This is a genomic window from Sphingobacteriales bacterium, assembly GCA_016711285.1.
Classification (GTDB): Bacteria; Bacteroidota; Bacteroidia; order Chitinophagales; family UBA2359; genus JADJTG01.
Genome location: JADJTG010000014.1, coordinates 80,179 through 105,921 on the forward strand (window position 1 = coordinate 80,179; position 25,743 = coordinate 105,921).

The 25,743-nt window shown below is 41.3% G+C and carries 18 protein-coding genes and 4 pseudogenes; 3 read left to right on the plus strand and 19 right to left on the minus strand.

The window, feature by feature from the left end; genetic code table 11:
- Nucleotides 1-150: 150 nt before the first annotated feature.
- The 4 genes from IPL35_13040 to ubiE form a co-directional block, all read right to left on the minus strand.
- On the minus strand, nt 151-900 hold the full coding sequence (locus IPL35_13040; protein ID MBK8444277.1) for a hypothetical protein: 750 nt from the start codon (nt 898-900) through the stop codon (nt 151-153).
- Nucleotides 897-1,403 carry a hypothetical protein gene (locus tag IPL35_13045; protein MBK8444278.1) on the minus strand — a complete coding sequence of 169 codons (507 nt, stop codon included), beginning with the start codon at nt 1,401-1,403 and terminating at the stop codon, nt 897-899. The genes IPL35_13040 and IPL35_13045 overlap by 4 nt, the downstream gene beginning before the upstream one ends.
- Before the next feature lie 169 nt (nt 1,404-1,572).
- The gene (locus tag IPL35_13050) at nt 1,573-2,244 is read right to left on the minus strand and encodes a PorT family protein (GenBank protein MBK8444279.1); all 672 of its coding nucleotides are present in this window, start codon (nt 2,242-2,244) and stop codon (nt 1,573-1,575) included.
- 11 nt (nt 2,245-2,255) lie between these two features.
- A complete protein-coding gene (gene ubiE / locus IPL35_13055) occupies nt 2,256-3,029 on the minus strand; it encodes a bifunctional demethylmenaquinone methyltransferase/2-methoxy-6-polyprenyl-1,4-benzoquinol methylase UbiE (GenBank protein MBK8444280.1) in 774 nt (257 codons plus the stop codon).
- Nucleotides 3,030-3,067: 38 nt separating this feature from the next.
- On the opposite strand from ubiE, the gene IPL35_13060 reads away from it, so the two are divergent.
- Nucleotides 3,068-3,682 carry a YihA family ribosome biogenesis GTP-binding protein gene (locus tag IPL35_13060; GenBank protein ID MBK8444281.1) on the plus strand — a complete coding sequence of 205 codons (615 nt, stop codon included), beginning with the start codon at nt 3,068-3,070 and terminating at the stop codon, nt 3,680-3,682.
- Nucleotides 3,683-3,780: 98 nt separating this feature from the next.
- Nucleotides 3,781-6,171, plus strand: coding sequence for a BamA/TamA family outer membrane protein (locus tag IPL35_13065; GenBank protein ID MBK8444282.1), 2,391 nt, complete (start codon nt 3,781-3,783; stop codon nt 6,169-6,171).
- 293 nt (nt 6,172-6,464) lie between these two features.
- Here the strand turns inward: IPL35_13065 and IPL35_13070 are convergent, their stop codons facing one another.
- On the minus strand, nt 6,465-7,337 hold the full coding sequence (locus tag IPL35_13070; GenBank protein ID MBK8444283.1) for a tetratricopeptide repeat protein: 873 nt from the start codon (nt 7,335-7,337) through the stop codon (nt 6,465-6,467).
- 76 nt (nt 7,338-7,413) lie between these two features.
- Between IPL35_13070 and IPL35_13075 the strand changes: the two genes are divergently transcribed.
- Complete coding sequence (locus IPL35_13075) at nt 7,414-7,755, plus strand: IS110 family transposase (GenBank protein ID MBK8444284.1); 342 nt, start codon at nt 7,414-7,416, stop codon at nt 7,753-7,755.
- A gap of 38 nt (nt 7,756-7,793) precedes the next feature.
- Here IPL35_13075 and IPL35_13080 read toward each other — a convergent pair whose 3' ends face one another.
- The 14 genes and pseudogenes from IPL35_13080 to IPL35_13145 form a co-directional block, all read right to left on the minus strand.
- Nucleotides 7,794-8,558, minus strand: a complete 765-nt coding sequence (locus IPL35_13080) for a DUF4145 domain-containing protein (GenBank protein ID MBK8444285.1) — start codon at nt 8,556-8,558, stop codon at nt 7,794-7,796.
- A 243-nt stretch (nt 8,559-8,801) separates the two neighbouring features.
- On the minus strand, nt 8,802-9,005 hold the full coding sequence (locus IPL35_13085) for a hypothetical protein (GenBank protein ID MBK8444286.1): 204 nt from the start codon (nt 9,003-9,005) through the stop codon (nt 8,802-8,804).
- A gap of 1,593 nt (nt 9,006-10,598) precedes the next feature.
- Nucleotides 10,599-11,777, minus strand: a complete 1,179-nt coding sequence (locus IPL35_13090) for an aminotransferase class I/II-fold pyridoxal phosphate-dependent enzyme (protein ID MBK8444287.1) — start codon at nt 11,775-11,777, stop codon at nt 10,599-10,601.
- 158 nt (nt 11,778-11,935) lie between these two features.
- Nucleotides 11,936-12,199, minus strand: a complete 264-nt coding sequence (gene atpC / locus IPL35_13095) for an ATP synthase F1 subunit epsilon (GenBank protein ID MBK8444288.1) — start codon at nt 12,197-12,199, stop codon at nt 11,936-11,938.
- A gap of 101 nt (nt 12,200-12,300) precedes the next feature.
- Nucleotides 12,301-12,653, minus strand: a pseudogene (locus IPL35_13100) (RNA-binding protein).
- Nucleotides 12,654-12,896: 243 nt separating this feature from the next.
- Nucleotides 12,897-14,403, minus strand: a pseudogene (locus IPL35_13105) (F0F1 ATP synthase subunit beta).
- A gap of 380 nt (nt 14,404-14,783) precedes the next feature.
- Nucleotides 14,784-17,384 (minus strand): annotated as a pseudogene (mutS, locus tag IPL35_13110) (DNA mismatch repair protein MutS).
- A gap of 324 nt (nt 17,385-17,708) precedes the next feature.
- Nucleotides 17,709-17,927, minus strand: coding sequence for a hypothetical protein (locus IPL35_13115; GenBank protein ID MBK8444289.1), 219 nt, complete (start codon nt 17,925-17,927; stop codon nt 17,709-17,711).
- A gap of 29 nt (nt 17,928-17,956) precedes the next feature.
- Nucleotides 17,957-19,042, minus strand: coding sequence for a NurA domain-containing protein (locus IPL35_13120; protein ID MBK8444290.1), 1,086 nt, complete (start codon nt 19,040-19,042; stop codon nt 17,957-17,959).
- A gap of 3 nt (nt 19,043-19,045) precedes the next feature.
- Nucleotides 19,046-21,089: pseudogene (locus IPL35_13125) on the minus strand (DUF87 domain-containing protein).
- Nucleotides 21,090-22,030: 941 nt separating this feature from the next.
- On the minus strand, nt 22,031-23,182 hold the full coding sequence (locus tag IPL35_13130) for a site-specific DNA-methyltransferase (protein ID MBK8444291.1): 1,152 nt from the start codon (nt 23,180-23,182) through the stop codon (nt 22,031-22,033).
- A gap of 108 nt (nt 23,183-23,290) precedes the next feature.
- Nucleotides 23,291-24,739, minus strand: coding sequence for a L,D-transpeptidase family protein (locus IPL35_13135; GenBank protein ID MBK8444292.1), 1,449 nt, complete (start codon nt 24,737-24,739; stop codon nt 23,291-23,293).
- Nucleotides 24,740-24,897: 158 nt separating this feature from the next.
- Entirely contained in the window at nt 24,898-25,269 is a 372-nt protein-coding gene (locus tag IPL35_13140; GenBank protein MBK8444293.1) for a hypothetical protein, read from the minus strand.
- An 81-nt stretch (nt 25,270-25,350) separates the two neighbouring features.
- Nucleotides 25,351-25,683 (minus strand): MGMT family protein, encoded by a 333-nt coding sequence (locus IPL35_13145; GenBank protein ID MBK8444294.1) that lies wholly within the window; start codon nt 25,681-25,683, stop codon nt 25,351-25,353.
- Nucleotides 25,684-25,743: the final 60 nt, after the last annotated feature.

Below are 25,743 nucleotides of genomic sequence, written 5' to 3' on the forward strand. Positions count from 1 at the left end.
GATAACAAAAATCCAACGTTTCGGGGCTTTGCGTTCGGGCGGGAAATCGAAGCACAAAAGCCGATATTATTACTAAAGTTTAATTGAAAAACTACCGTTGAATTTTGCACTTCAGCCCGCCTGACGCAAACCCTTGTTGGCGGTTCGTTTTTATTTATTTCTTTCATTTGTATTTTCAAAATAAACGCTTTTAATTTCAAAATCCTTGTCTGAAATATCTTTGTCATTTTTGTCAAAAGGCTCTCCATTTCTCACGTTAGTAATTTTGTCGAAGATAATTCCTTCAGTATTAACTTTATATTTGTAATTGTAAGTACCATTAAGACTTTCAAAATTACCAATATCGTTAGATTGCCCTTGAAATAATAATCCATTTATTTTTGCTGTTTCTGAAATATATACGCCAAGTAACTTGCCCTGATGTAATTCGTCAAAAACAACTATACTATCGCCTGATTTCTTTATTAATAAATTTTGATATGGCGAACAACAAGTACCCAAAGCATAAATAGTAAATTCGGGACTAAGATTAATTAATGAAATAGAATCATTTATATCCAAAACAATTATGCTCGTATCATTAAAAGAGTCGGCGTTAATTTGACCAATTCGTGAAAGTAATTCGATTTTCGTATTATATCCTCTCTCCAAATAATTGTTTAACAGTAACCTATAAATTGCCGAATCCTCAAAATTCTGTTGATATTCATCCAGATAAACGGAATCAACCTGAATGGATTGATAATATTGTTGAAATTTATAAAAGTTAAAACTACCTCCCACTCTGCCGTAAGTGTGATTTAGCTGTGATTTCTCAATGGAATAATAATCGAATTCGTTTTTGTGATTATTTGTGCATTGTAGAAATAGCACCAATGATAATAATAAAAAATGCTTCATAATCTCGATATTATTTCAGGAACATAATTTTTGGTTTGCGTAGGCATTTCTGATTTGGCTGAAAGCGTATCCCACTCTATTGTCTTATTCTTTTTTATTAATCCCATCATTGATGGACCTGACCAGTTATATGAACCAATAATACATTTTCTCCAATTTAAACAACTTTTTTCATCACTTTTATATGCTTTTGATAAGTAAAGTTCATAATTACTTGCCAATATACACGCAAGTAATATAATTGCGTTTTCAGGGTCTTTTCTTAAATCTTTTTCCTCTTTTTTAGCAAATTCAATCCCTTTATGTTTTGCCCAATTTTGACCTTCCGTCATTGCACTCACGCCTATTTGGGCAATCCCAACAAAATTTTTATTGATTGTTCCTTTCTTTCTCAATCCTACTTTTATATCGGTAATTCCTGCAATTGTAGTATTGGTTAAGTCGTCTGATTCTTGATAAACAAGAGCTTTTAATTCGGAAGGATAAAATTGTATGTCAAGCATTTGTTGAAGTGCTTTTTTGACTTGCTCTCCCTCAAAAAAGCTATCAAAGCGAATTTTCTCTACCTTTAATTAAATTGTTCTGTTGTCATTTCTTATTATTTTCGTGTTGCTTTAAAATGGCATACAGCTTTCTATTTTACGAAAAGAAAAAAAGCAAAAAACACTTTTTCTAGCCTTCAAACTGAAAAGAAATGGTGATGGTGCGCGAGCGCAATGCGCCGATGACATCAGAGTAGCGCAAATTGTCGGTAGGCACGTGGACATTGTTCAGTCCGCGCGAAATTTTGATTTCGGGGCTGAAAATAAACATCGGGAAATAAATTTCAAAACCAAAACCCAACTCGGCGGCTACATCAAAACGACCGAGCTTTACGATGTCGTTGGCGCGGCGTTTTTTGGAGTTGGAAGCCAAATCATAATCAAAGCGCAAGCCGCTCATCACATAAAAACGATAATTATCGTTGAAGCGGTCAGATTTGTATTTCAACGCAATGGGAATATCAAAATAAATAGATTCGATGGTATTGACAAAAGTGGAGTCGCCCGAATTGGCGATTTCGGTGTAGCGCAATTTTTTTTCTGCCAGCACCAAAGTAGGTATCAGGCGCAAATCGGCGTGTTTGCTGAGGCGAAAATTAGAAATAATCCCCAAATTAAAGCCCGGAGTATTGGGCGATTCGAGCAATTTAATACTGTCGTTGAGGATAAAATCTTTGGAATGTTCTATATTGAAGCGTGTGGTATTCCAACCACCCAAAATACCGAAATAGATTTTTTTGTAGTCGTGTTTTTCAAGGTTCTTTTGTGCGATAAGCGGCTGCAAGGCAAAAGCAGCAAACAAGAACAGCAGGCTTATTTTTGTCCTACATAAATAGAACTGATACCGAAAGTTAGAGCAATACATTGTGTGTGTTTAAATCCGTTTTTTTGTAAAATTTCCAAAAATGCGTCACCTTCCGGAAATGCTTGCACCGATTCGGGCAAATAGGTGTAGGCGCGTTGGTCTTTTGATATGATTTTTCCTATTAACGGTAAAATGTGCAAAAAGTATATGTTGTAAATAAATTTTATAAAAAAATTTTTAGGCTTTGAAAATTCCAGCACCACTAATTTTCCGCCCTCTCGCAGTACGCGCTGCATTTCGGCGATACCTTTTTCTATGTTTTCAAAGTTGCGCACCCCAAAAGCCACCGTCACCGCATCAAAACTTTGGTCGGCGAAGGGCAAATTTTCAGAGTCGCCCTGCATCAGCTCTATTTTTCCGTTGTATTTTTTTACTTTTTCTGCACCAATTGCCAGCATTTTTGCCGACAAATCAATGCCGATAATTTTTTCGGGCTTCAAACTCAGTGCTTCTATGGCTAAGTCGGCAGTGCCGGTGGCTACGTCCAACAGGCGGCGCACCTGTATATTTTTGAGCTGGCGAATGGTTTTTTTGCGCCACCACACATCAATACCCAAAGACAAAAAGTGATTGAGAAAATCATAATGCCCCGAAACATTATCAAACATTTCGGCGACTTGCTCTTTTTTAGAGCCGCTTTCTTCGTATGGTTTTACTTCTTCGGCGTGCAAGGCGGTATAATATTTAAGGGCAAATGTAAGAAAAGAGATTAATTTTGTCATTTCTTTTTGAATAATCAGGCTATAATTTTTTTTTCGTTATGAAAATCACCCAAACCGATTTTAAGGGTAGTTTTACCGATGCACGCAAATGTCCGCCGGCACAATTTCCCGAATATGCCTTTATCGGTCGTTCCAATGTAGGCAAATCCTCTTTGATAAATATGCTCCTGCAAAAGCGTGGCTTGGCACGCGTATCCAATACACCGGGTAAAACGCAATGTATCAACTTTTACGAAGTGAATACGGCTTGGTATCTGGTAGATTTACCCGGCTACGGCTACGCCCGCACTTCCAAAACCAACCGCGCCGACTGGGAAAAATTTATCCGCTATTACTTGCAAGAGCGTGCCACACTTCAATGTGTGATGCTCCTCATTGATTGCCGCGTACCGCCGCAGCAGTCCGATTTGGAATTTGCCGATAAATTAGGAGCTTGGGGCTTGCCTTTTGTGCTGATATTCACCAAAGCCGACAAAATCAGCAAAAACGAAATACAGCAAAGTATTCAGCGTTTTAAGACGGCAATGCTCAAAAACTGGAGCGAATTTCCGCCTTATTTTGTCACTTCTGCCGAAGATAAACAGGGACGAGACGAATTGCTGGATTTTATTACACAAATCAACAAAAAATTTTCCAAATCAGAAGACGCTTAATATGACGGATTGGAATGATGTTTGGCGGAAAAAAACAGGTATAAAATTGCTTTTTTAAAAATACACACACAAGAAAACAATGCCTTTAGCTACTGCTCATGCGTAGGAGATATTTTTTTGGAGATACGATAAAAAAAATCGGAAGTAGTCGGCGGCAATTAGTGTCGCTATGGCTCTTCTGTGCTTGTTGTTGCTTGTTTTTTTCGTGCAAAGTAACGCGCAAAGTACCTGAAGGCTCTTATTTTTTGCATAGTGTAAATGTAGAACTGAGCCCCCCCAAATACAGCGACAATCCTGCCGCCCTCCGCGACCAGATGTTGCTGCTGCACCGCCCGAAACTCAATCAGAAATGGGCAAATTTAGTGCGTGGCAAATTGTGGTTTTACAACTGGGGATTTAAAGGCGGCGAGGCACCCGTACTCACCGATACCATAGCTTTTGGGCACAGTGCCTTTAATATGGAAAAATACCTCTACCAACAGGGATATTTCGGCTCGCGGGTGGAGTATTCCGAGAAGGTGCGTTTTTGGAACAAAAAAAGCAAAAAGCTCACTTATACCGTACATTTACAGCCCCGCCATATTATTGATGCCGTCATTTATCCGCAAGACAGCCTCGCGAGCAGCATTTTTGATGACCAGATATGGGAACAAAGCCTCATAAAAAAAGGAGAGGCTTTTTCGGGGGCGGTGCTGCAAGCCGAGCGCGAGCGGGTGCGTAAATATTTGCTCAACAAAGGATATTTTGATTATTCCGTAGATAATTTGCAATTTGAATTAGATAGCAGTGGTCGCACGCACGCTTTGCAAATAGAGTATCAGCTGATAGATGCCTATAAACTGCGCCCTTATTCGGTGCGTAACGTTTCCATAGATATAGACACCCAGCGCGGCGATACGCTCATCACCAACCAATACGATGGAAAAACCTATCGTCAGCCGCTTTCTTCTGCCATAAAAATAGAGGCTATCAATCCTTTTATTTATCTGCACCCCGACAGTTTGCTGCGCAAAGACATCTACGACCGCACGCTGAGTCATCTGTTGGAGTTGGGTGTGTTTTCTTTTATAGACCCACAATTTACAAAGGTGGAGGACAGCGTGGCGGCGGCGAAAGACAAATATTATTACGATATAAAACTTTCGTTGCAAAGTGCCAAGCGCAAGCAAATCACCAATACCATTGAAGCCAGCAACCGCTACGGCGGTACTACTGCCATTAATCAGGGTTTGGTGGGTGTAGCCGTGAGCACCAACTACCACAACCGCAACTGGCTCGGAGGGGCGGAGCGTTTTTCGGCAGGTTTATACAATAGTATCGAGTTGAACCTGCGCAACGACACCACCACACTCAATGGCACACGCTTCGTGAACTCCTTAGAGATTACCGCAAATGCCGAATGGACATTCCCCAAATTTTTGGGCGCACCTTTTTTAAATGCCGCCGACCACTCCCGCCTGCCTTCTACCAAAATAGATTTGAACAATACCTATCGCAATACCTTCAATCAATATACCATCAACGGTACGGAGTTGAGTTTTGGCTACGAATGGAAAAACCGCCGCAGAGCCAATTTTGCCTGGCAACCTGTTGTTTTTAATTATTTCCAAACCTTCAACTATTCTGAGGATTTTGCTAAGTTGCTAACCAATGATTTTCGTTTGTTGAGTAGTTTTGAGTCGCGTTTTATTGTAGGTGGCGCATTTACTTATAATTTCAACTCGCAAACGAACCTATCTAAAAATACTAATTTTTGGACGTTTCGCGGCGATATAGAGCTGGCGGGCAATTCCCTGTATTTGTTAGACCGCGCCGTAAAAACACTTACGAGTTTAGACAACAGCTTGTTTAAAGATAATATATTGGATTATTCTCAATATATTCGTTTGCAGGGCAATTTGCGCAAATATTGGTATTTTTCGACAGAAAATGTGTTGGCTGCCCGCCTATATAGTGCTTTTGCACTGCCCTACGGCAACAGCCAAGCCGAAGAATTGCCGATTATCAAACAATTTAGCTTGGGCGGCACCAACAGCGTGCGGGCTTTTAAGGTGCGCAGTGTGGGACCCGGCTCTTTTGGTTTAAATGAAGTGGAGGAGGTGAATGAGTACGACCGTGTAGGTAATATGAAATTAGAAGCCAGCGTAGAATATCGTTTTCCTTTGTGGTCGTATTTTTATCTCAAAGGAGCGTTTTTTGCAGATGCGGGCAATGTTTGGATTTTGAAAAAAAGCACCGATGAATTTGAAACCCGTGCCCGCGGTATTTTTCGCTGGAATCGCTTCTACAACGAAATAGCGATGGGCGGCGGCTTCGGCTTGCGCATTGATATTCCATACGCGCTGATTCGCATTGATGTGGCTATTCCTTTCTACAAGCCCTACTACGATTTGGGCAGCCGTTGGGTATTCAACGAAATCAATTTCGGCAACAAAACGTGGCGGCGCGAAAATATCATTCCTACGCTCGCTATCGGCTATCCTTTTTAGTGGGGTAATTATCAGTTCTTAAATATTTTGGCTTCAAAGTCAAAGTCGGTTGTCCACCGCAAATTCTGAAGTATGAACCGTGCCAATTAGAATTTTTTTTCCGTACTTGTTGCGTTGAAATGTCAGTTTTTGCATACTCTGAGTCTTAACATTGCCACCAACGGTTTGGGTATTGGCTGGGAGCGGATTTTTAGCACAAAAGTTCAATCGAAGAACTCCACTTGAATCTACCACAAAACTCCAAGTTTGCACGTCACCCCGCCTGACACAAAGCCCGTGTTGGCGGTAGGTTATTAATACCCATTGATAATTTTCTTTGCATTTTCATTATTAGGATTTAATTCTAATGATTTTTTATATGCTTTAATTCCTTCTTCTTTCTTACCTAAAAGTAGTAAACATTCTCCTAAACTATCAAATGTATTATATCCATTTGGATTCAATATTGTATTTAAAGTAAAAATTTCCAATGCCTCATTTTCTTTATCTGAATTTATTAATTCATAACCAAAATTATTAAGTCCATTTTCACTTATATTATACTTTGATTTTTTTCCTTTTTTATGTTCAGATTTTATAAATTTTATTGTTTGACTTATCGTTTTAGATTTTGTGTAAAATTCTGAAATAGGTATTAAATTCATAATTCTTACCTTTTCAATTTGCTCTGAAAGTGTTTCAACATTATAAAATTTTCGTTCTTTGTCAGTTACTTGCGTAGTATCCATTTTTGACCTTTTCCATTCTTCTCCATTTGTTTTGGAATACTGTGTTCCATAAATTTGTGGTTTATTTCTACTTAATAAGTCTCTATCAATTGCCGCAGCTAAAAGCCATCTGTTTATTGTAGAATCTAATTCTATGGCTTTTCTCATATGCTTTACAGCCATTCCATATGCAATTGAGTCTTCTCCGTGTTGGAAAATCATAGCAGAATTGTAATAATCTTTACCTGTAACTATTTGTCCTGTTTTAATAAGTTCATACACTCTATTTTCTCTTTCTTTATCTTGTTTTGTCAATATAGTCCAATTTATATCTTTTACCATTCTTGAACTTTGGTCTTCGTCATACATTTTTTGTAATTCAATATTGTCACTTTGTGAATAAATTGACAAAGGAAAAAAGATTAATAATAAAATTTCTATATAATGTGATATTTTCATTATAGTTGTTTTTTTGTTAAATTCTATTTAGGTAAACTGTCAATTAACTTACTGCCTAACTAGTTCGTCACTACTCATTGTACAAACGCAAGGATTTAAATATACCAAAAATTACAAACAGCTTATTAGCTATGCAGGATTAAGTTCGAAGGAATTTAGTAGTGGCACGAGCATAAAAGCCAAGGTGCGTATCTGCAAACAAGGAGGCGATCACCTGCGACATACCTTGTATATGTGTGTCCTCAATGCCAAACAAAATAACCCGCATTGCAAAGCCCTGTATGACCGATTGGTAGAGAAAGGAAAAAACAAAAAAGCAGCCCTCATAGCGGTATGCAACAAGCTCCTAAAACTGGTTTTTGGTGTAGTAAAAAATCAAACCCCTTACAGCAAAAATTATTTAGAAATTTCTAAATAATTTTCTTGGTTTTTTGCACAGTTCGTGTTAGCGGCTGTTTATACTTTTTTTCTTGCCCCTTTTCTTTTAATAATTTCTTTTGAAATTTTATTTAACGCTTTTTCTTCGTCTTTATAAAGTTTTTTTAATGAGAACTCAAGAAGTCTGTATGCATCCAATATGTCGATTATTTGTAAGTCCCCAATATGACTTCCTGTATTTCCAATCCACTTGATTGCAAGTAAATAATCTTTGACTACTTGATTTGGAAAAGCTTCAATTCGTTTATGCAAAAAAATTGGTTTGCGCTTTCCATTTGCTAGCACAAAGCGTTTAACACCAAACTCATTCATTAAGATTTCAAGTGAAACTCTTATTTTATTAGCACAAGAAAGTAAGTCAGACCAAAATAATTTGAAAGAATTTTCGACTTCTTCCTTTAGGTCTTTTGGACAGTTGTCTGGTAAAACAAATATTTTTAAATGAGGCTCAAAAAAAGTTGGTGTAAATGAGTTTTTATATTGTTCTATTGGGGATCCAAAATCTGTCTCGTCTACATAACCATTATGTTCTGGGTTGCCTACACCTGTAAAAAAAACAACTTCGCCACAATTTTTACAATTAAGTTGTCCGCCAAATACGAGCTCTATCCATTCAATTTCCCAATCGTCAGATTGTTGTCGCATTAATTTAGACTTTGCAGTCTCTTCGTTAAATAGTTTTTCTTTTTTAAGAAATAAAGAATTGCTATTGCAGTTGGGGCAGGGCCATTCAAACTTTGAGTCTTCGTCAAAAAATCGTTGTGTCCAAATTGTTGTTTCCATTTCTTAATATGATTGTTTTATTAAATAGCCGCTAACATTCAGATATACGCACAAAGTTTAGTATATCAATCCAATATAGGCAAATATACGCAACTCATAAGTATATTTATATCTCTGATGTTGCTTTTTTTCTAAAATTTGTTCTCTTACTAATGGCTGAGTGCCGCTCCTCAGTGCTTGGGCATTCCAACTTTGACAAAATTTGAAACTTTGTCAAAGTTAAAAACTGCTCTTTACACCCCCTTACCCCCTCAAAAGGGGGAATTTGGCACTCACCAATGGTTGGTAGGCACTCACCAATGGTTGGTAGGCACTCACCAATGGTTGGTAGGCACTCACCAATGGTTGGTAGGCACTCACCAATGGTTGGTAGGCACTCACCAATGGTTGGTAGGCACTCACCAATGGTTGGTAGGCACTCACCAATGGTTGGTAGGCACTCACCAATGGTTGGTAGGCACTCACCAATGGTTGGTAGGCACTCACCAATGGTTGGTAGGCACTCACCAATGGTTGGTAGGCACTCACCAATGGTTGGTAGGCACTCACCAATGGTTGGTAGGCACTCACCAATGGTTGGTAGGCACTCACCAATGGTTGGTAGGCACTCACCAATGGTTGGTAGGCACTCACCAATGGTTGGTAGGCACTCACCAATGGTTGGTAGGCACGCACCAATGCTCGGTAGGCACGCACCAATGCTCGGTAGGCACGCACCAATGCTCGGTAGGCACGCACCAATGCTCGGTAGGCACGCACCAATGCTCGGTAGGCACGCACCAATGCTCGGTAGGCGCACCAATGCTCGGTAGGCACGCACCAATGCTCGGTAGGCACGCACCAATGCTCGGTAGCACGCACCAATGCTCGGTAGGCACGCACCAATGCTCGGTAAGCACGCACCAATGCTCGGTAAGCACGCACCAATGCTCGGTAAGCACGCACCAATGCTCGGTAAGCACGCACCAATGCTCGGTAAGCACGCACCAATGCTCGGTAAGCACGCACCAATGCTCGGTAAGCACGCACCAATGCTCGGTAAGCACGCACCAATGCTCGGTAAGCACGCACCAATGCTCGGTAAGCACGCACCAATGCTCGGTAAGCACGCACCAATGCTCGGTAAGCACGCACCAATGCTCGGTAAGCACGCACCAATGCTCGGTAAGCACGCACCAATGCTCGGTAAGCACGCACCAATGCTCGGTAAGCACGCACCAATGCTCGGTAGGCACGCACCAATGCTCGGTAGGCACGCACCAATGCTCGGTAGGCACGCACCAATGCTCGGTAGGCACGCACCAATGCTCGGTAGGCACGCACCAATGCTCGGTAGGCACGCACCAATGCTCGGTAGGCACGCACCAATGCTCGGTAAGCACGCACCAATGCTCGGTAAGCACGCACCAATGCTCGGTAGGCACGCACCAATGCTCGGTAGGCACGCACCAATGCTCGGTAGGCACGCACCAATGCTCGGTAGGCACGACCAATGCTCGGTAGGCACGCACCAATGCTCGGTAGGCACGCACCAATGCTCGGTAGGCACGCACCAATGCTCGGTAGGCACGCACCAATGCTCGGTAGGCGCACCAATGCTCGGTAGGCACGCACCAATGCTCGGTAGGCACGCACCAATGCTCGGTAGGCACGCACCAATGCTCGGTAGGCACGCACCAATGCTCGGTAGGCACGCACCAATGCTCGGTAGGCACTCCCCAAGGCTCGGTAAGCACTCCTCAAAGCTCGGTAAGCACTCCTCAAAGCTCGGTAAGCACTCCTCAAAGCTCGGTAAGCACTCCTCAAAGCTCGGTAAGCACTCCTCAAAGCTCGGTAAGCACTCCTCAAAGCTCGGTAAGCACTCCTCAAAGCTCGGTAAGCACTCACCAATGCTCGGTAAGCACTCCTCAGAGCTTGAGCGTTCCAACTTTGACAAAATTTAGCACTTTGTCAAAGTTAAAAACTGCTCCTCATGGCTTGCGTTTTTTGTATCGCAGATACCTTCAAGCAATCGGCAATATAAGAATATATGTTTTTTTTCTACACCAACTCCAAGGCTTGCTCCAAATCGGCGATAAGCACCTCCGCCTCCTCCAAACCCACATACAGGCGCACCATATTCCAGGGCAAGCCGCTATTTTTGTAGTTGGTACTGTTGGTAAAAGCGCAAACCGGCAATGCCAAACTCTCGTGTCCGCCCCAGGAGCAAGCCAATAAAAAGCGTTGCAGCGCATTACAAAATCGCTCCACCTGCTCCATTGTTTCCACTTTCAAAGCAATTGTAAATAAGCCGCCGCAGCCGCGCATTTGGCGTTTTGCTAATTCGTATTGTTCAAAACTCTCCAAAAACGGAAACAACACTTGCTCTATTTTGGGGTGCTGTTCGAGGTGGCGGGTGAGGAGCAGGAACGTATGGTGGCTGCGCTCCATACGCAAAGGGAGGGTGCGCAAACTGCGCAATACCAAAGCAGCATCGTGCGGCGACACAATACCGCCCAGCGTCATATACTCCGAATAAAACACCTGACTCATTAGTTCGCGGCTGCCGCACAAAGCACCTATCACCACATCGCTGTGCCCTGCCAGATATTTGGTGGCACTGTGCGCTACCATATCAATACCGAGTGTAAGTGGATTTTGGTAATAAGGCGAACAATAACTGTTGTCTATTATTGTGCGCACGCCGTGTTTTTTTGCCAGAGTTGCCACCGCCGCTATATCCTGCAACTCAAAAGTGAGGGAGTTGGGGCTTTCGAGTACAATCAGGCGCGTGTTTTCCTGCAAAGCCTTTTCAAAGTTGGCGGTATCAGTGCCGTCCACCATTGTGCATTGCACATCAAAGCGCGCCAGCAGTGTATTGAGCAATTTATTCGTCCAACTATAAGGTTTTTTTACACAAATAATATGGTCGCCACTGCGTACTTGGCTCATCACTCCGGCGGCAATGGCGGCACTGCCACTGGCAAAGAGCAGAGCATCTTCGGCGTGTTCGAGGGCTGCTATTTTTTGGCGCAATATGGCGACTGTGGGGTTGCAACCGCGCGTATAAAAAGGCGAATTCATTTCATCGCGCAGGGCTTCGCGCATAGCTTCTACACGCGGAAAAGCAAAGTTGCTGCTCTGAAACACAGGCGGCGATACGGCATTTTGATAATCCTGACGGTTTTCGCCCAGATGATTGAGGATATAAGATAAGTCGGAAGGGGGCTGCGGATTCATATTTTGAATAAAAAACAAGGGAGAAAGTGATAGAAAAAAGTTGGCGGACTAAAAGAAACCATAGCACCTCCAACAATGCGAACAAATTTATATCAAAAAAGGCAGATACTTTTTCAAGTAATCTGCCTTTTTAAAAAAATCAGTAGGAAAAAATATTTTTATCCTTGCTGTTCTGTAACAATACCCTCCACCAAAACGGTAATATGATTGTTAAGCACTTCCACAAAACCGTCTTTTACCATAATAATTTTGGAATTCATTTGGTCTTGTGTTGTAATTTTTACTTTTCCTTCTCCCAAAGCGGCGATGAGTGGTGCGTGGTTATTCAAAATACCGAAAGACCCGTCAACACCCGGAAGTTGTACACTTTTTACCGCTCCGCTGAAAATGGAACCCGTAGGGGTGATAATATCTAATTGCATGTCAGAGAACTTTTTAATTAATTTTCTATACAAACATTTTCAAGCGTTTACTTGAAAAAAAATCAGGAAAAATCACCTTGAAAAACATTAGCCGCTACCGATTAATAGCGTTTGTTGTAGCGATCGTTGCCACCGCCGCCGCCGCGATTGAAACCGCCGCCGCCTTGACGACGAGGTCCGCCACCGCCGCCACCGCCGAAATCGCTGCGTGGTTGAGGTGGGCGTGCTTTTACTACAGAAATGGCACGTCCGTTTACGTCTGAGCCGTTCAACGCATCAATTGAATTCTGCGCTTCGTCATCATTGCTCATTTCCACAAAACCGAAGCCTTTGCTTCTGCCAGTGTCGCGATCAGTAATTACTTTAGCACTGCTTACTTCTCCCGTTGTTCAAACAATTCTTGAAGTTGTTGATCCCTGATTCCATAATCAAGGTTACTTACATAAATGGTCACTTGAAAAAAATAATTTGATAAAAAATAAAAAAATGAAAGGTATTATATACCGTAATAAAAAGTTATCATAACACGAACAAAAGTCCGCTTTTTAGCAAAAATTAAAATAGCACCTTGATTTTCAATACAATACAGCGTATTTTATATCACAACGTTTCTTTGAAACCAAACCACGAAACGTAATAATAGGTAAAGATAATCTGAATTATTGAATATAGTATAGTATAAGAAAAAAAAATAACATTATTTGCTTTCTTCCAGCATTTTCTTGCCTTTTGCAATGGCATCATCAATCGTGCCAACTAAGTTGAAAGCCGCTTCAGGATACTCATCTACATCGCCATTCATAATCATATTAAATCCGCGAATGGTTTCTTCGATAGGTACTAATACGCCTTTCAAGCCGGTAAATTGCTCTGCCACGTGGAAAGGCTGCGATAAGAAGCGTTGTACACGACGTGCACGCGATACCACTAATTTGTCTTCTTCGCTCAACTCGTCCATACCCAAGATAGCGATAATATCCTGCAATTCTTTGTAGCGTTGCAAAATCATTTTCACACGCTGGGCGCACTGATAATGTTCTTCGCCTACTACTTTGGGGTCTAAGATACGGGAAGTAGAATCCAAAGGATCTACCGGATAGATACCCAACTCGGCAATTTTACGGCTTAATACCGTAGTAGCGTCCAAGTGGGCGAAGGTGGTGGCAGGAGCGGGGTCGGTCAAGTCATCGGCAGGCACATACACCGCTTGTACGGAGGTGATAGAGCCTCGTTTGGTGGAGGTGATGCGCTCTTGCATCAATCCCATTTCGGTAGCGAGTGTCGGCTGATAGCCCACCGCCGAAGGCATACGTCCCAACAAAGCCGATACTTCAGAGCCGGCTTGTGTGAAGCGGAAGATATTATCAATAAAGAATAAAATGTCGCGTCCGCCGTCTTGAGCACTGTCGCCATCGCGGAAATATTCGGCTACGGTAAGCCCCGACAAAGCCACACGCGCACGCGCTCCGGGCGGCTCGTTCATTTGTCCGAACACCAAAGTTGCTTGCGACTGTGCCAAAGCTGTATTATCCACTTTGCTCAAATCCCAGCTGCCGTTTTCTTCCAAATTGTGTTTAAAGGCTTCGCCGTATTTAATTACATTGGATTCAATCATCTCGCGCAACAAGTCGTTACCTTCGCGGGTACGCTCACCCACACCGGCAAATACCGACAAACCGGCATACCCTTTGGCGATGTTATTGATTAATTCCATAATCAGTACCGTTTTTCCTACACCGCACCGCCAAACAAACCGATTTTACCACCTTTGGAGTAAGGCTCGATGAGGTCAATAACTTTGATACCCGTAAAAAGCACTTGTGCTTCGGTGGTGAGCTGGTCGTAGGCAGGTGGCTTGCGGTGAATAGGCATGCTGCGTTGTTTGGATACCGCACCGATACCGTCAATAGCTTCGCCTACTACATTAAACAAGCGTCCTTTGATGGCATCGCCCACAGGCATAGAGATGGGCTCGCCCAAATCTACCACTTTCATACCGCGCACCAAACCATCGGTACTATCCATAGCGATAGTGCGCACACTGTCTTCGCCGAGATGTTGCTGACATTCTAAAATCAGCTTAGAGCCATCGGCTTTTTAATTTCAAGGGCGTTTAAGATATTGGGTAATCCAGTATCTTTACCACTAAAACTCACATCTACCACCGCCCCGATTACTTGTTTTACAGAACCTATATTTGCCATTTTATCAATATAATAAAGAATTGAATAAAAAATACAATCTTGTCAAATGCTCAAAAACACATCAAAAGAAATATGAATATATATTGCTTTTTTAATTTGGCACTGCAAAGGTAGATTTATTTTTTTGCTTTTTGATTAATTTATATAAAAAAACTAATGATAAAAATATATAGTGAGATATTATCGCCCGCCGAAAAGCCACACCGAAATTTTTTGTATAATACAGCAGTATAATTTACTGGAAATAAATATTTGTTTTCCGCTGCGGTGGGTATTATTTTGCTTTTTTGAAAGTGATAAAAAAGTATTGAAAGGCAATCATTTACGCAATTTCGGTTTTTTTGTGTTAAATATATAGGATTTGTGGAGTGCAACATTTCCTATTTGCTTTCTTTTTTGAATAATTGTTGCAATTCGTTGAGGTGAATGAGGGCTTCGATGGGGGTGAGGGCGTTGATATTGATGCCGCTGAGTTTCTCTTTCGCTTTTTTCCATTCGGCGATGCTGCTGTCGTCTGCGCCCGCCGCACTGAAGAGGTTCATCTGAAACTGCTGCACTGCGGGCATTTGCTGTAATTTTCCTTTCAGTTCTTTGCCCAAAGATTGTGCCTCCAACTCCGCCAAAATTTCGTGGGCACGCTCCACCACAGCGAGGGGCATTCCCGCCATTTTTGCCACCTGAATACCAAAACTGTGCTCACTGCCGCCCTCCTCAATTTGCGCAGAAATATCACTTTTTGTCGCTTTCGTGCGTGGCAACGTGAAAATTTTTGATGCGTTTCCAGCGTTCCGCCAACTCATTGAGTTCGTGGTAGTGCGTAGCAAACAAAGTGCGCGGGCGATATTTGGGGTGCTGATGCAGATACTCCGCCAAACTCCACGCAATAGAAATACCATCAAAGGTACTCGTGCCGCGCCCGATTTCATCGAGCAAAATCAAGCTGCGCTCCGACAGATTATTCATAATACTCGCCGTTTCGTTCATCTCCACCATAAAAGTGCTTTCGCCCAGCGAAATGTTGTCGGAAGCACCTACGCGGGTAAATATTTTATCCACCAATCCGATTTGCGCCGCCTGAGCCGGAACAAAACTGCCCATTTGTGCCAGTAAAGTAATCAGGGCGGTTTGGCGCAGCAAAGCCGATTTTCCCGACATATTCGGACCCGTAATAATGAGAATTTGCTGTGTGTCGGCATCTGTATATACATCATTGGGCACATACACATCGCCGGTTTTGAGCGTTTGCTCTATCACAGGGTGTCGCCCTGCTTTAATATCAATCGCCAAACTGTCATCTAATTGTGGTTTGCAATATTGCTGTGTTTGTGCCAGCCGCGCAAACGACAACAGGCAGTCCAAACGTGCCAACAGCTGGGCATTGTGCTGAATAGGCTGCACATAATCAGCGATGCCCTGCAATAAATCATCAAAAAGCTGTATTTCCAAAGGCACTATTTTTCTTGTGCCGTGAGGATTTTATTTTCATATTCTTTGAGTTCTTCGGTCAAAAAACGCTCGGCGTTGGCGAGGGTTTGTTTGCGTATCCAATGCGGCGGCACTTGCTCTTTGAAGCGGTTAGTGATTTCTATATAGTAGCCGAACACCTGATTAAAACCGATTTTGAGCGAAGTAATGCCGCTTTTTTCTATTTCGCGTTGTTGCAGTTGCAACAAATACGCTTTGCCCGATGCTGCTATGTTGCGCAGTTCGTCCAATTCTGCCGACACACCATCTTTAATAATACCGCCCTTGTTGCTTTGCAGGGGGGCATCTTCCTGAATTTCGCGCTCAATGCGCTCGCGCAGCGACACACACAGATTCAGTTGTTCGCCCAAACGCTGCAATGCCGCCGACTGTGCCGTTAAGCAGCTTTCTTTAATCGGTTGCATCAAAAACAGGGAGCGTTTGAGTTGGAGGGCTTCGCGGGGGTTCATTTTGCGCAAAGGAGCTTTGGCACTGAGGCGTTCCAAATCGCCAAGCAAGCGCAAGTTTTCTTCTATTTGCCGGCTTAGTTCGGGATTTTCATAAAAAAAAGAAACCAACTCCAAACGTTGTTGTATAGGAGGCAATTCTTTTAAGGGCAGCAATACCCATTTTTTGAGCATACGCGCACCCATCGGCGTAAGGGTACGATCAATGCTCTGCAACAACGACACGCCCTGCGGGTGCGCACTGGCAATCAGTTCCAAATTGCGAATGGTAAAAGCATCAAGCCACACATAACGCTCCTGCTCAATGCGGCGCAAAGTATGAAAATGAGTGCTGGGGCGTTGTTGGGTTTCGGCGATATAATGAAGCATTGCTCCGGCGGCGTTGAGGGCTTCGTGGGCGTTTTCTTCCAAGCCAAAACCTTTCAGCGAAGCCACCTGAAAATATTTAAGTAACGTTTCGCGGGTAAAGTCATCACCAAAGCTCCACTCTTCCACACCGTACATATAATATTGTTCGCCCCATTTTTCGGTGAGTTTCTTTTTTTGGTTTTTGGGGTAAATGAGTTCGGCTGCCTGAAAATTCTGAAGAAGTTTTTCAATATAAGCCTCTTCGCCCTGTGCTGCCATCAGCTCGCCGGTAGATACATCGGCAAAAGCAATGCCCCACTGACGATTGCCCGCATAAACGGCAGCCACATAGTTATTGGTTTTGTGGTCTAAGAGTTTGTCGTTGGTAGTGATGCCGGGCGTGATAATTTCGGTGACACCGCGCCTGACGATGGTTTTTGCGAGAGCGGGGTCTTCGAGTTGTTCGCAGATAGCCACCCGATGACCGGCACGCACCAATTTGGGCAAATAAGTATCCAAGGCATGATAAGGGAAACCCGCCAGTTCTACGTCCACATTGCCGTTGTTGCGTTTGGTGAGTACAATACCCAACACCTGTGCCACAGTTACAGCATCGCTGCTGAAAGTTTCGTAAAAATCGCCCACACGAAACAGCAAAATGGCATCGGGATATTTTGCTTTGATGCCGTTGTACTGGCGCATCAGGGGTGTTGTTGTCTTGGAGTCGGCAGTGCTCATAAAAAACCTTTCGGCAAATTTGCGAAAAAAATCAGAGGCGATTTTATTTTTTTATCCTTAAAAATGCCCTGCTTCAAAAAATATCACAACAAAGACGAGACATCTTAAACGGATAAAGCGCAGATTTTTAGCTTTTGAACGGTAAATGTTTGTGAAGACTGAGGAAGTAGAGACATTTCATTGCGTCAACCAAGTAGAAATTTTGATAGATGCACAAAGCTTGATTTAACCACTGAACCCGCCATTGAGTCAAATGCCTATTGGTGGTTTTTATGGTGTATCTATCCATTATTTGACATTATTTTTAGCAAACTTTTCAAGCAAAATAGAGCTTGGGTAGTCTGAAAGTGAAACAAGTTTATTTGCAAGTGCAATTGGTAAAAGAGAATTGTCATACATATCACTTTTTAGTCGTTCAATGTATTTCATTATGATGTCAATGTGCTTGAAGTCCGACTTAATAGGATTAAGAACTACTTCACTTTTCTCAGTAGGAATAGTCACCACATAAATTCTTTCATCTCTGGACTTAAAAATTACTTTGCTGCTATAATAAGAGGAACGTCCATATGCTTCTGGATTGTCAGAGTCACCGGTTTTATATACTTGTAAATGTGCTTGTTTGAAAGTAAATACGCCTGTCCTTGCTTTATTTTGTCTTTAATTTCCAATGCGTGTTCTACAAACGGACCCGATTTCTCTATTCCTGCTAAAAAGATATTTAATTCAGAATTCAAGTGATTCAATAATTCTCGCATAGGCTCGTGCATATTCGCAGTTTGTCCAAAGAAACCTAACGGGCCATCCTTTAGAAATAATACTTCCTTTAAGGTATCTTTCTTGACTTTATACAGCCCTCTAATGGTGGCAATCAGAATGAAATGTTCAATCAAGTTCCTTAAATAACCAACAATACCTCCTGCACCTAAATCTTCATCCACTACTTCGTGAAGCCTAAAAATATCTGTCAAAAACAAATCACCGTCTGCGTGTTGTATTTTATATTCGGAATTGATTTTATCTCTTTCAATAACCACTTTCTTTGTCGCAGAATTATTTGGGTGGCTTGCAAGTTCTCTCTCTGATTTCGGATTTTTTTTATACTCTTCAAAAAGAAACCATTTCAAAGTTGATAAAAAATCGTGTTGCTTAAAAAATTCGTAAAGTGCTTTCCTTACGGAATAGGTTAGTGTTGCTCTTTTGCCATCTTCATCAATTAAACCAATGTTTTTGGTCGGTAAGGTAAATTTTATCCGCTGTAATTCTTTCAGTTTTGAGATTGATTGTGGAGAAATGAAAGGTTGCTCCCTCAATTCTTTAAGGTCTGAAATTTTCAATAAGTTAGCCCCGAACTGAAAAAAGGTTATAGTGGAAGAAGGGAATTTTGATTTGACTGGAACTGTTGTATCACCTCCATCTACTGCTATAATGTATTCTATAGAATCTACAACATCATAATCTATATCCACCAAATACTGGTCAAATAGAGAAATTTCATCACCCTCTTTGGGAAGTTCGTGTTGGCTTAAAAACTTCTGAACTTCTGGGTCTTTGATAATATGAATATGGTTGCTTTTACTAGCAAATTCAAATGGCCTGTTCCCTGTTTTGTTGTATGACATACTTTACTTGTTTGCTAAAAATTGGTCTATTTGGACTGGTACGACAAACGGATTTGAATATGTTTTCATTCTTACGAAACCTTTGTCATTTTTAGCACTAAAACGAACTAGTGATTCTGTAAAATCTTCAAAGTCGTAATACTTTTTAAGTTCCCTTGTTTCATCTTCGTTGTTTAAATGAGCAATAAACCAATTTTGAGTATTTTTAAGAATGTTTGAACTTATAGAGCTAACCTCTTGTGTTGCGTAAATCATTCCAAGATTCAATTTTGCACCTTCCTTAGCAATTCGGTTATAAATTTGACTTAAATCTTTGTCGTCCTTTTTAGGAAACAAATTATGAGCCTCTTCAAAATAGAATTGGATGAAATTGTTGGGACTCGTCTTAATGAAGTTATTCATTGAATCATAAAATAGCCTTGAGCATATTTTTTCACTATAAAGTTTCTGAATTAATGGGTCTCCTTGTGATAAATCTATGATTACAATTTTCCCATCACGCAATGCTTTGACAATTTCTGTTTCAAATGACTCCTGAACAGTAGACGTGTGAAGATTATTTATTGCTCTTAATTTTCTAAACCCTGAGAGAGTTGGGGAAGCGATAGGAGTTGACTTACGAGTAAGAAATACAAGCAACGCCCGCATATCTTCATCAAGATAATCAAAGCCTTTGGCTTGCCTATACGAAGTAAAATGATTAGATAAAGTTGAATCAACAGTAGCTTCATAGATTGCTGTAAACCAAGTTATACATTCATCAAATGAAATTCCATTATGAGGTTTAATACTTGGTATAATGTTATTTATTGTATCGGCATCCCCAAAGAATTTGACCCAATTTTGATTTGTTTTAAAACCTGCTGCATACAGACAAGCTTTATAAAGTGCTGTTTTTCTATCATATAAATTAGCGGCATTTTTTTCATCACTTGTTCGGTCTTTAATTGGTTTTTCATATCCGTCAGGTTTGTTTAAGTCAATCGCACAAACACTCTGAATATAATTTGAGGTGTCTTGTACCATATAAGCTCTTACCAGTTCAAACCCAGCTTGAATTTCTGTATAAAAGTTAGTCTTTAGAACTTTGAAGCCTTCACTGGTCTTGTCTAATACGCTGTATCGAATTACCAAGTCTTTATATAGGTCAAAAATAGCAGTGCCTTTATCTTGTAAATTGGCATTTGCATACTCACCATTGATATCGAAAATTATTTGACCGACTGGAAATTTTGGTGCACCTGAATCCTTATCTATTGGCTCCATAAAATTGTCGGAGCTACTTGATGCAACAGATAAAGATTTATATTTTGATTTCCTTGATATCTCAACCGAAGCCTCAATTATTTTCTTAACAGAGTTAGACTTACCTGTTCTAGTCATTCCAAAAAGGGCAGTCCTTTTGCCAAGCATATCACCTGGATTGATAAATACTTTTACGTTTTTTACTGAATCATCGGAAGCATAAAACCTTCTAGTAGAACTATAACGTACAGTTCCAATTGCAAATTCGTTCTCGCCACCTGCAACTAAATCTTTGTCTCTTTGATTTACTATAAGCTCTAAAATTTTCGAGGGTGCTTTAAAAACTTTGTAGTTGTGAGCTGAATAAAAATTTTCCACGTCAGCACCAAATTCAAAGGAATTACCCTCCTTGTAGAATGCGCCTAAGATTCTGCATTCCAAACCCGAAAAACTAAATTCATATCTCGTAAAATCGTCTAGTTCACTCTTTTTTCCTGATGTATTAAGATTGTCTTTGTAATATTCAATCATTGACGAAATGACATTATTGTCAGTGGGAAGTGAAGAAGGGTTTAAAACTCGAAGGAGTAAAGCTTCTTGAATATTTTCCTCAAATGGGTTGTCGTAAAATGCCAACAAAAAAGAACCTTGGTATTCCTTTTACTTTGTGTTTCCAAAAATCTGAAATAAGTAAATTAGCCTTATTGTAGTTTATCGAGTAAGGTCTACCCACAAAAAGGTCTTCATTTTGTCCTTCTTTAAAAAAGTCAATGTCTGTTATTTTTTTTATTACGTCTAGCATTAGAAGTGGATTTTAATACCATTAAAACAACTATTTGGCATAGTTATTATGGTATGGTAATTATGTCATTACCCATAGAACTTATCATAAAAGAGTCAGCAGATTACCTAAAACAGCTACATAAAAAAGCCAAAAGGAAGGGCGTTTCTAAAATAAAGATGTTGATGAATATCCAAAGCGGTATCCACCACAATCATCTTCTTGCCATCAAGTCAGGGCTTCTGTGCGTTCGATAAACAGGTGGAAAGCTACTTACCAATCGCAGGGACTTGATGGATTGCTCAGGGACAATAGAGGTGGTGATTTCCGTAGCCAACTCGAGACAGCAGACAAGGAGCGGATATCGCAAAAGCTAAAAGATCCCAAGAATGGGTTGCGCAGCTACAAAGAAGCCACAGCAGTGGCTGAAGTCGGAGTTGGGTATTGAAAAGCAATACAATACGGTAAGGATGTATCTGAAGCGAAACTTTGGCACAAAACTCAAGGTGGGTAGAAAAAGCCATATCAAAAGGACGAAGCGGCGGTTGATACTTTTAAAAAAACTTATCAAACACGCTAGAAGGCATTAAAAATAAGGAGTTTCGTCTTTCAGGCTGCCAGTGTATAAATATTTATGTTGCTGACGAAAGCAGGGTCGGGTTATTGCCCAATATAAGACGATGCCTTACCGCAAAGGGCGTAAAACCCATCGTAGCTTACCAACATCGCTTCCAAAACTTCTATCTCTTTGGTGCCTATTCCCCATCAACGGAGACAATCTTACCTTAGAAATGCCTTACTGTAATACGGTCTGCTTTCAAATATTTATAGATAAACTCTCCCGTACAAAAGCCTGAAGAATTCAAGATAATTCTACTTGACAATGGTGCTTTTCACCACAGCCGACAATTGGTAATTCCTAAAATATTCATCTGTTGTTTATTCCTCCTTACTCTCCCGAATTAAACCCCGCAGAGATGATATGGCGATTCATCAAGGGCAAAACTGCTAACATTATTTGCAAAGATCTGGAAGAACTCTCCGCCAAAGTCACTGATATTATCAACGATATGAGTAACGTTATCATTCAATCCATTACAGGTTGGAAACTTTTTACAAACTGTGCCTTTTAGATGTTTATTTGGTATAAGTTCTGCATTAAGTTCTTTGTCTTCAAATCTGAAAATTGATTGGTCTGCAAATTCTCGGTCAATTTCCATTGCTAACCATTTTCTATTAAGCTTTTCGGCTGTTGCACCGGTTGTATTACTTCCTGCGAAAGGGTCAAAAACTAAGTCCTTTTCATCAGTCAGATAATTGATAAAAAAACTAACAATCCCTTGATTCATTCTAGCAGGATGAGGAATGATATCATTCTTTCTACAAGCTTTCAGATAGTAATCGTTTGAATGTGTATTTGAAAAGCTCAAAACACTGTGAGGCAGTCTAACCTCTCTTTTTTCATCAATTGGCTCCATTTCAAAGAAATTATGAGCAATGCTTCCTCCATTATCTTTCAGAAATCCATTTTCAGAAATTACGTGTTCCGAAGGTCGTTTACCTGAGTTATATTTTTGATTTTTGAGAAGTTGTTTCATACTCTTGCTGTAAGGTCGCAAAACTTTTGTATTGTCAGCCTTTGGGTAGTCTGATTTGGCAAGCCACCATATATGAGTATAGCTGTCTACCGTCCTAATACGATTAACTGTTACCCATTGAGCTGGGGAAGGAAGTTTTGAAGGATTGTAACATATAAATTCCTGTATCAATCTTAGATTGGAATTTTGAACAAGCCCAAGTAAACATTCTAAATGTAAAAGTGACTGTACAGGTCGTTCAGATTCCCAAGCATTCCCGATTTCAATAACAAGTGAACCATCATCAGCTAATAATTCTTCAAAGATTGGAGCAAGACTGATAAACCACTCTTTGTATTCCTTACCTTGAAGGTTTCCATATTTTTTCTTGTTGTTTAATGGAAACGGTGGTGAAGTGATAATTAGATTTATTTTGCCCTTATATTTTTTCAATGAACCATCTTTTAACTCTTTGTAAGAGTCTGTAAGGAGTAGTTTCCCGAGGTCAGTTTCATAAAATATTTTGTTTTTTTTCATTCTTTAAATATATTTTTTCATTCAAAACGGTTTGATTTTCTGTCTGTTTACTTTTTTCTTTCGTGTACCTTCTTTAATAGGTTTGCCACTAACACCCCCCGACACACTTTATTTTTTAAATGCTTCTTTGAAAAGGGGTAATTGGCGTTTGTCGTAGCCATACATATCGGTACGTTTTTGGAGTTCGCCTTTTTCATTCACAAAATTGGTGATATAATAAATATATACCGGAATTTTGTTTTTCAGATTGACGTGTTGCTCTGCACTGCGCCCCATTGCCCCGCGAATACGGTCGCTTGTCCAGCCGCCGTTGTCTTTGAGTAAATATTCGGCAAATTCTACCGGTTTTTCCATGCGCACGCAGCCGGAGCTATACGCACGAAACGCATCGTTGAAATATTGTTTGTGGGGCGTATCGTGCAGATAAACGGAGTGTTTGTTGGGAAACATAAATTTTACATCGCCCAAACTGTTGCGCTCGGTGGGTTGTTGTTTAAAACTCCAGTTGCGCCAGTCTTTTTTTGCTTCCTGCCAGTTTACGCTGTGAATATCTACTTTTTTACCTTTATAATAAGCGTCCATATCGCTCACCAACAGCAAGTTCGGATTTTTATCTACCCATTCCAATATTTCTTCGCGGGCAATGCTCGTGGGCACATTCCATATCGGGCTGAATACGATGTATTCCATAGTAGCATTAAAAATAGGTGTTTGGGTGATGTGGTCGCCTACGATAACTTTCATATCTAAAGCTGATTGCTCTCCTTCAAAAACGTGCAGCATAAATTCGGGCGCATTGACGAAAACATAGCGATTGCCCAAATTATCGGGCAGCCAACGGAGGCGTTCGCGGTTGAGTTCGGCGAGTTGCAACATCTCGGCATTTCCTTTTTGTGCAGCGATGGCTTCGGATAGCTGTGTATATAGGGGGTGTTTGGGGATATAAGTGTTTAAAAAATCCTTCAAATCGCGGTGCTGCTGCAAGGTTTCGTTGAGTTGTTGTGCCAAGGGCGGCATTTGCGGGTGAATATCCCAACGCGGCACTTTCATACGTCCCATAGAAAGGTCGGTGGCGTATTGCAAGAGAGCCGCCGAGGTTTGAACATCTAAACGGATTTTTTCTGTTATTTTTTCCTGCTCTTTGCCTTGTGCAGGCGGCGCACTCGCTGTTTGTTGGGCTTGTTGCAAAGCCGCTATGCCATACCATTCCGGCTCAAAACCGTGTTGTGAGGCGGTTTGCAAAGCCTCTATAACGGCAGGCACTTGAGAAATTTGCACACTGTCAGCTTGCAGCGACTGCCAGCACAAATTATTTTGGCGCAGGGCATACAACTGCTTCAGTTGCGACTGCAAAGAATCGGCGCGGTGGGCAGTAAATATTGTTTGTGTGATGGTGCTGTCGGCGAGGATATGGAGCAGCACCGAATCCTGAAAGGTTTTGCTGAGATAAGGCGGTGGCGGCGGGGCGGCGATGGCACCAAGCGGCGTATCTTTGACGTATTTGCAGGCGGAGGCACCACAAACCAAGAGGGCGGCGAGCAGGAATGTTCTTTTCATAACGCTAAAAAAGACAGATTTTTTTAAAATACCAACAGAAGAAAACAATTTTGTGTTCAAATGATGAGGGAAGAATAAAAAAAGCGGCTGCTTGCCGTAGCAAAAGCAGCCGCTTTTTGTTTTTTTTGAAAAAATCAGAAAAAATATTTTGAGTATATTTAAGGTGTAGTCATATTGGTGGTGGTGATGGCATTTTTTTCTCTTTTGGTGCGCCACAACAATTTCAGGCAACGTACTGTTACCGCCGTCACACCCGGAATAGGTATCAAACCGAGGAGGCGGTCTGTCCAGCTCAATTTAAAATCGCTCATAGACGACTTAGTAATAGCTTTTGAAATAAAATACTCCAAAATCTCGTCTAAAATAAGTCCGCCGCCCACCGTAGCTACCAAAAACGGAACTTCGGCAAAAGACATAGCAATGTCAATGCCCGCAGAGACAGCCAGCAAAGTGAGTAAATTTTTGCGGCGGTCTTCGGTTAAAATGCGCTCTGAAACAATATCAACAGCAGTTTTATGTAAGGATTTCATGGGTGTTTTGAATGATTGAGTTCAAAGACTAAGCAACGAAAAGAACATAAAAAAAGTTTCAATAAATACGCGGGGAGCTTCTTAAATATTGATTTCGGTGAGCGGATTCCAAAATAGTTGGTCAAAATGCTCCACTTGGTCGTTGATGACGGTGATGCCTTCGGCTTCCAAGAGTTGTTGCATGCGCTGCGGCTCGCCGAAATGGTGCTTACCCGACAATACGCCTTTGCTATTGACAACGCGGTGGGCGGGCACCGGCAGCGATGCCGTGTGCGAGTGGTTCATGGCAAAGCCCACCATACGCGCCGAAGCCCCCAAACAGCGGGCAACAGCACCATAACTTGTTACGCGCCCTTTTGGGATAAGGCGACAAATATCATATACTTGTTCAAAAAAATGAGCATCGGCTTTCATACCGCAATTTAGCAATATTTATAAAAACAACAATACCGGATTTAATTATTAGTGGAAATA

Bases quoted from the DNA above. Each gene is read 5' to 3' on its own strand.
- IPL35_13090 (MBK8444287.1), bottom strand. From the start codon at position 11,777: ATGAATCCGCAGCCCCCTTCCGACTTATCTTATATCCTCAATCATCTG.
- IPL35_13080 (MBK8444285.1), bottom strand. From the start codon at position 8,558: ATGGAAACAACAATTTGGACACAACGATTTTTTGACGAAGACTCAAAG.
- IPL35_13060 (MBK8444281.1), top strand. From the start codon at position 3,068: ATGAAAATCACCCAAACCGATTTTAAGGGTAGTTTTACCGATGCACGC.
- IPL35_13140 (MBK8444293.1), bottom strand. From the start codon at position 25,269: ATGAAATCCTTACATAAAACTGCTGTTGATATTGTTTCAGAGCGCATT.
- IPL35_13135 (MBK8444292.1), bottom strand. From the start codon at position 24,739: ATGAAAAGAACATTCCTGCTCGCCGCCCTCTTGGTTTGTGGTGCCTCC.
- IPL35_13120 (MBK8444290.1), bottom strand. From the start codon at position 19,042: ATGTCATACAACAAAACAGGGAACAGGCCATTTGAATTTGCTAGTAAA.
- IPL35_13040 (MBK8444277.1), bottom strand. From the start codon at position 900: ATGAAGCATTTTTTATTATTATCATTGGTGCTATTTCTACAATGCACA.
- atpC (MBK8444288.1), bottom strand. From the start codon at position 12,199: ATGCAATTAGATATTATCACCCCTACGGGTTCCATTTTCAGCGGAGCG.
- IPL35_13065 (MBK8444282.1), top strand. From the start codon at position 3,781: ATGCGTAGGAGATATTTTTTTGGAGATACGATAAAAAAAATCGGAAGT.
- IPL35_13145 (MBK8444294.1), bottom strand. From the start codon at position 25,683: ATGAAAGCCGATGCTCATTTTTTTGAACAAGTATATGATATTTGTCGC.
- IPL35_13130 (MBK8444291.1), bottom strand. From the start codon at position 23,182: ATGAAAAAAAACAAAATATTTTATGAAACTGACCTCGGGAAACTACTC.
- IPL35_13070 (MBK8444283.1), bottom strand. From the start codon at position 7,337: ATGAAAATATCACATTATATAGAAATTTTATTATTAATCTTTTTTCCT.
- ubiE (MBK8444280.1), bottom strand. From the start codon at position 3,029: ATGACAAAATTAATCTCTTTTCTTACATTTGCCCTTAAATATTATACC.
- IPL35_13045 (MBK8444278.1), bottom strand. From the start codon at position 1,403: ATGCTTGACATACAATTTTATCCTTCCGAATTAAAAGCTCTTGTTTAT.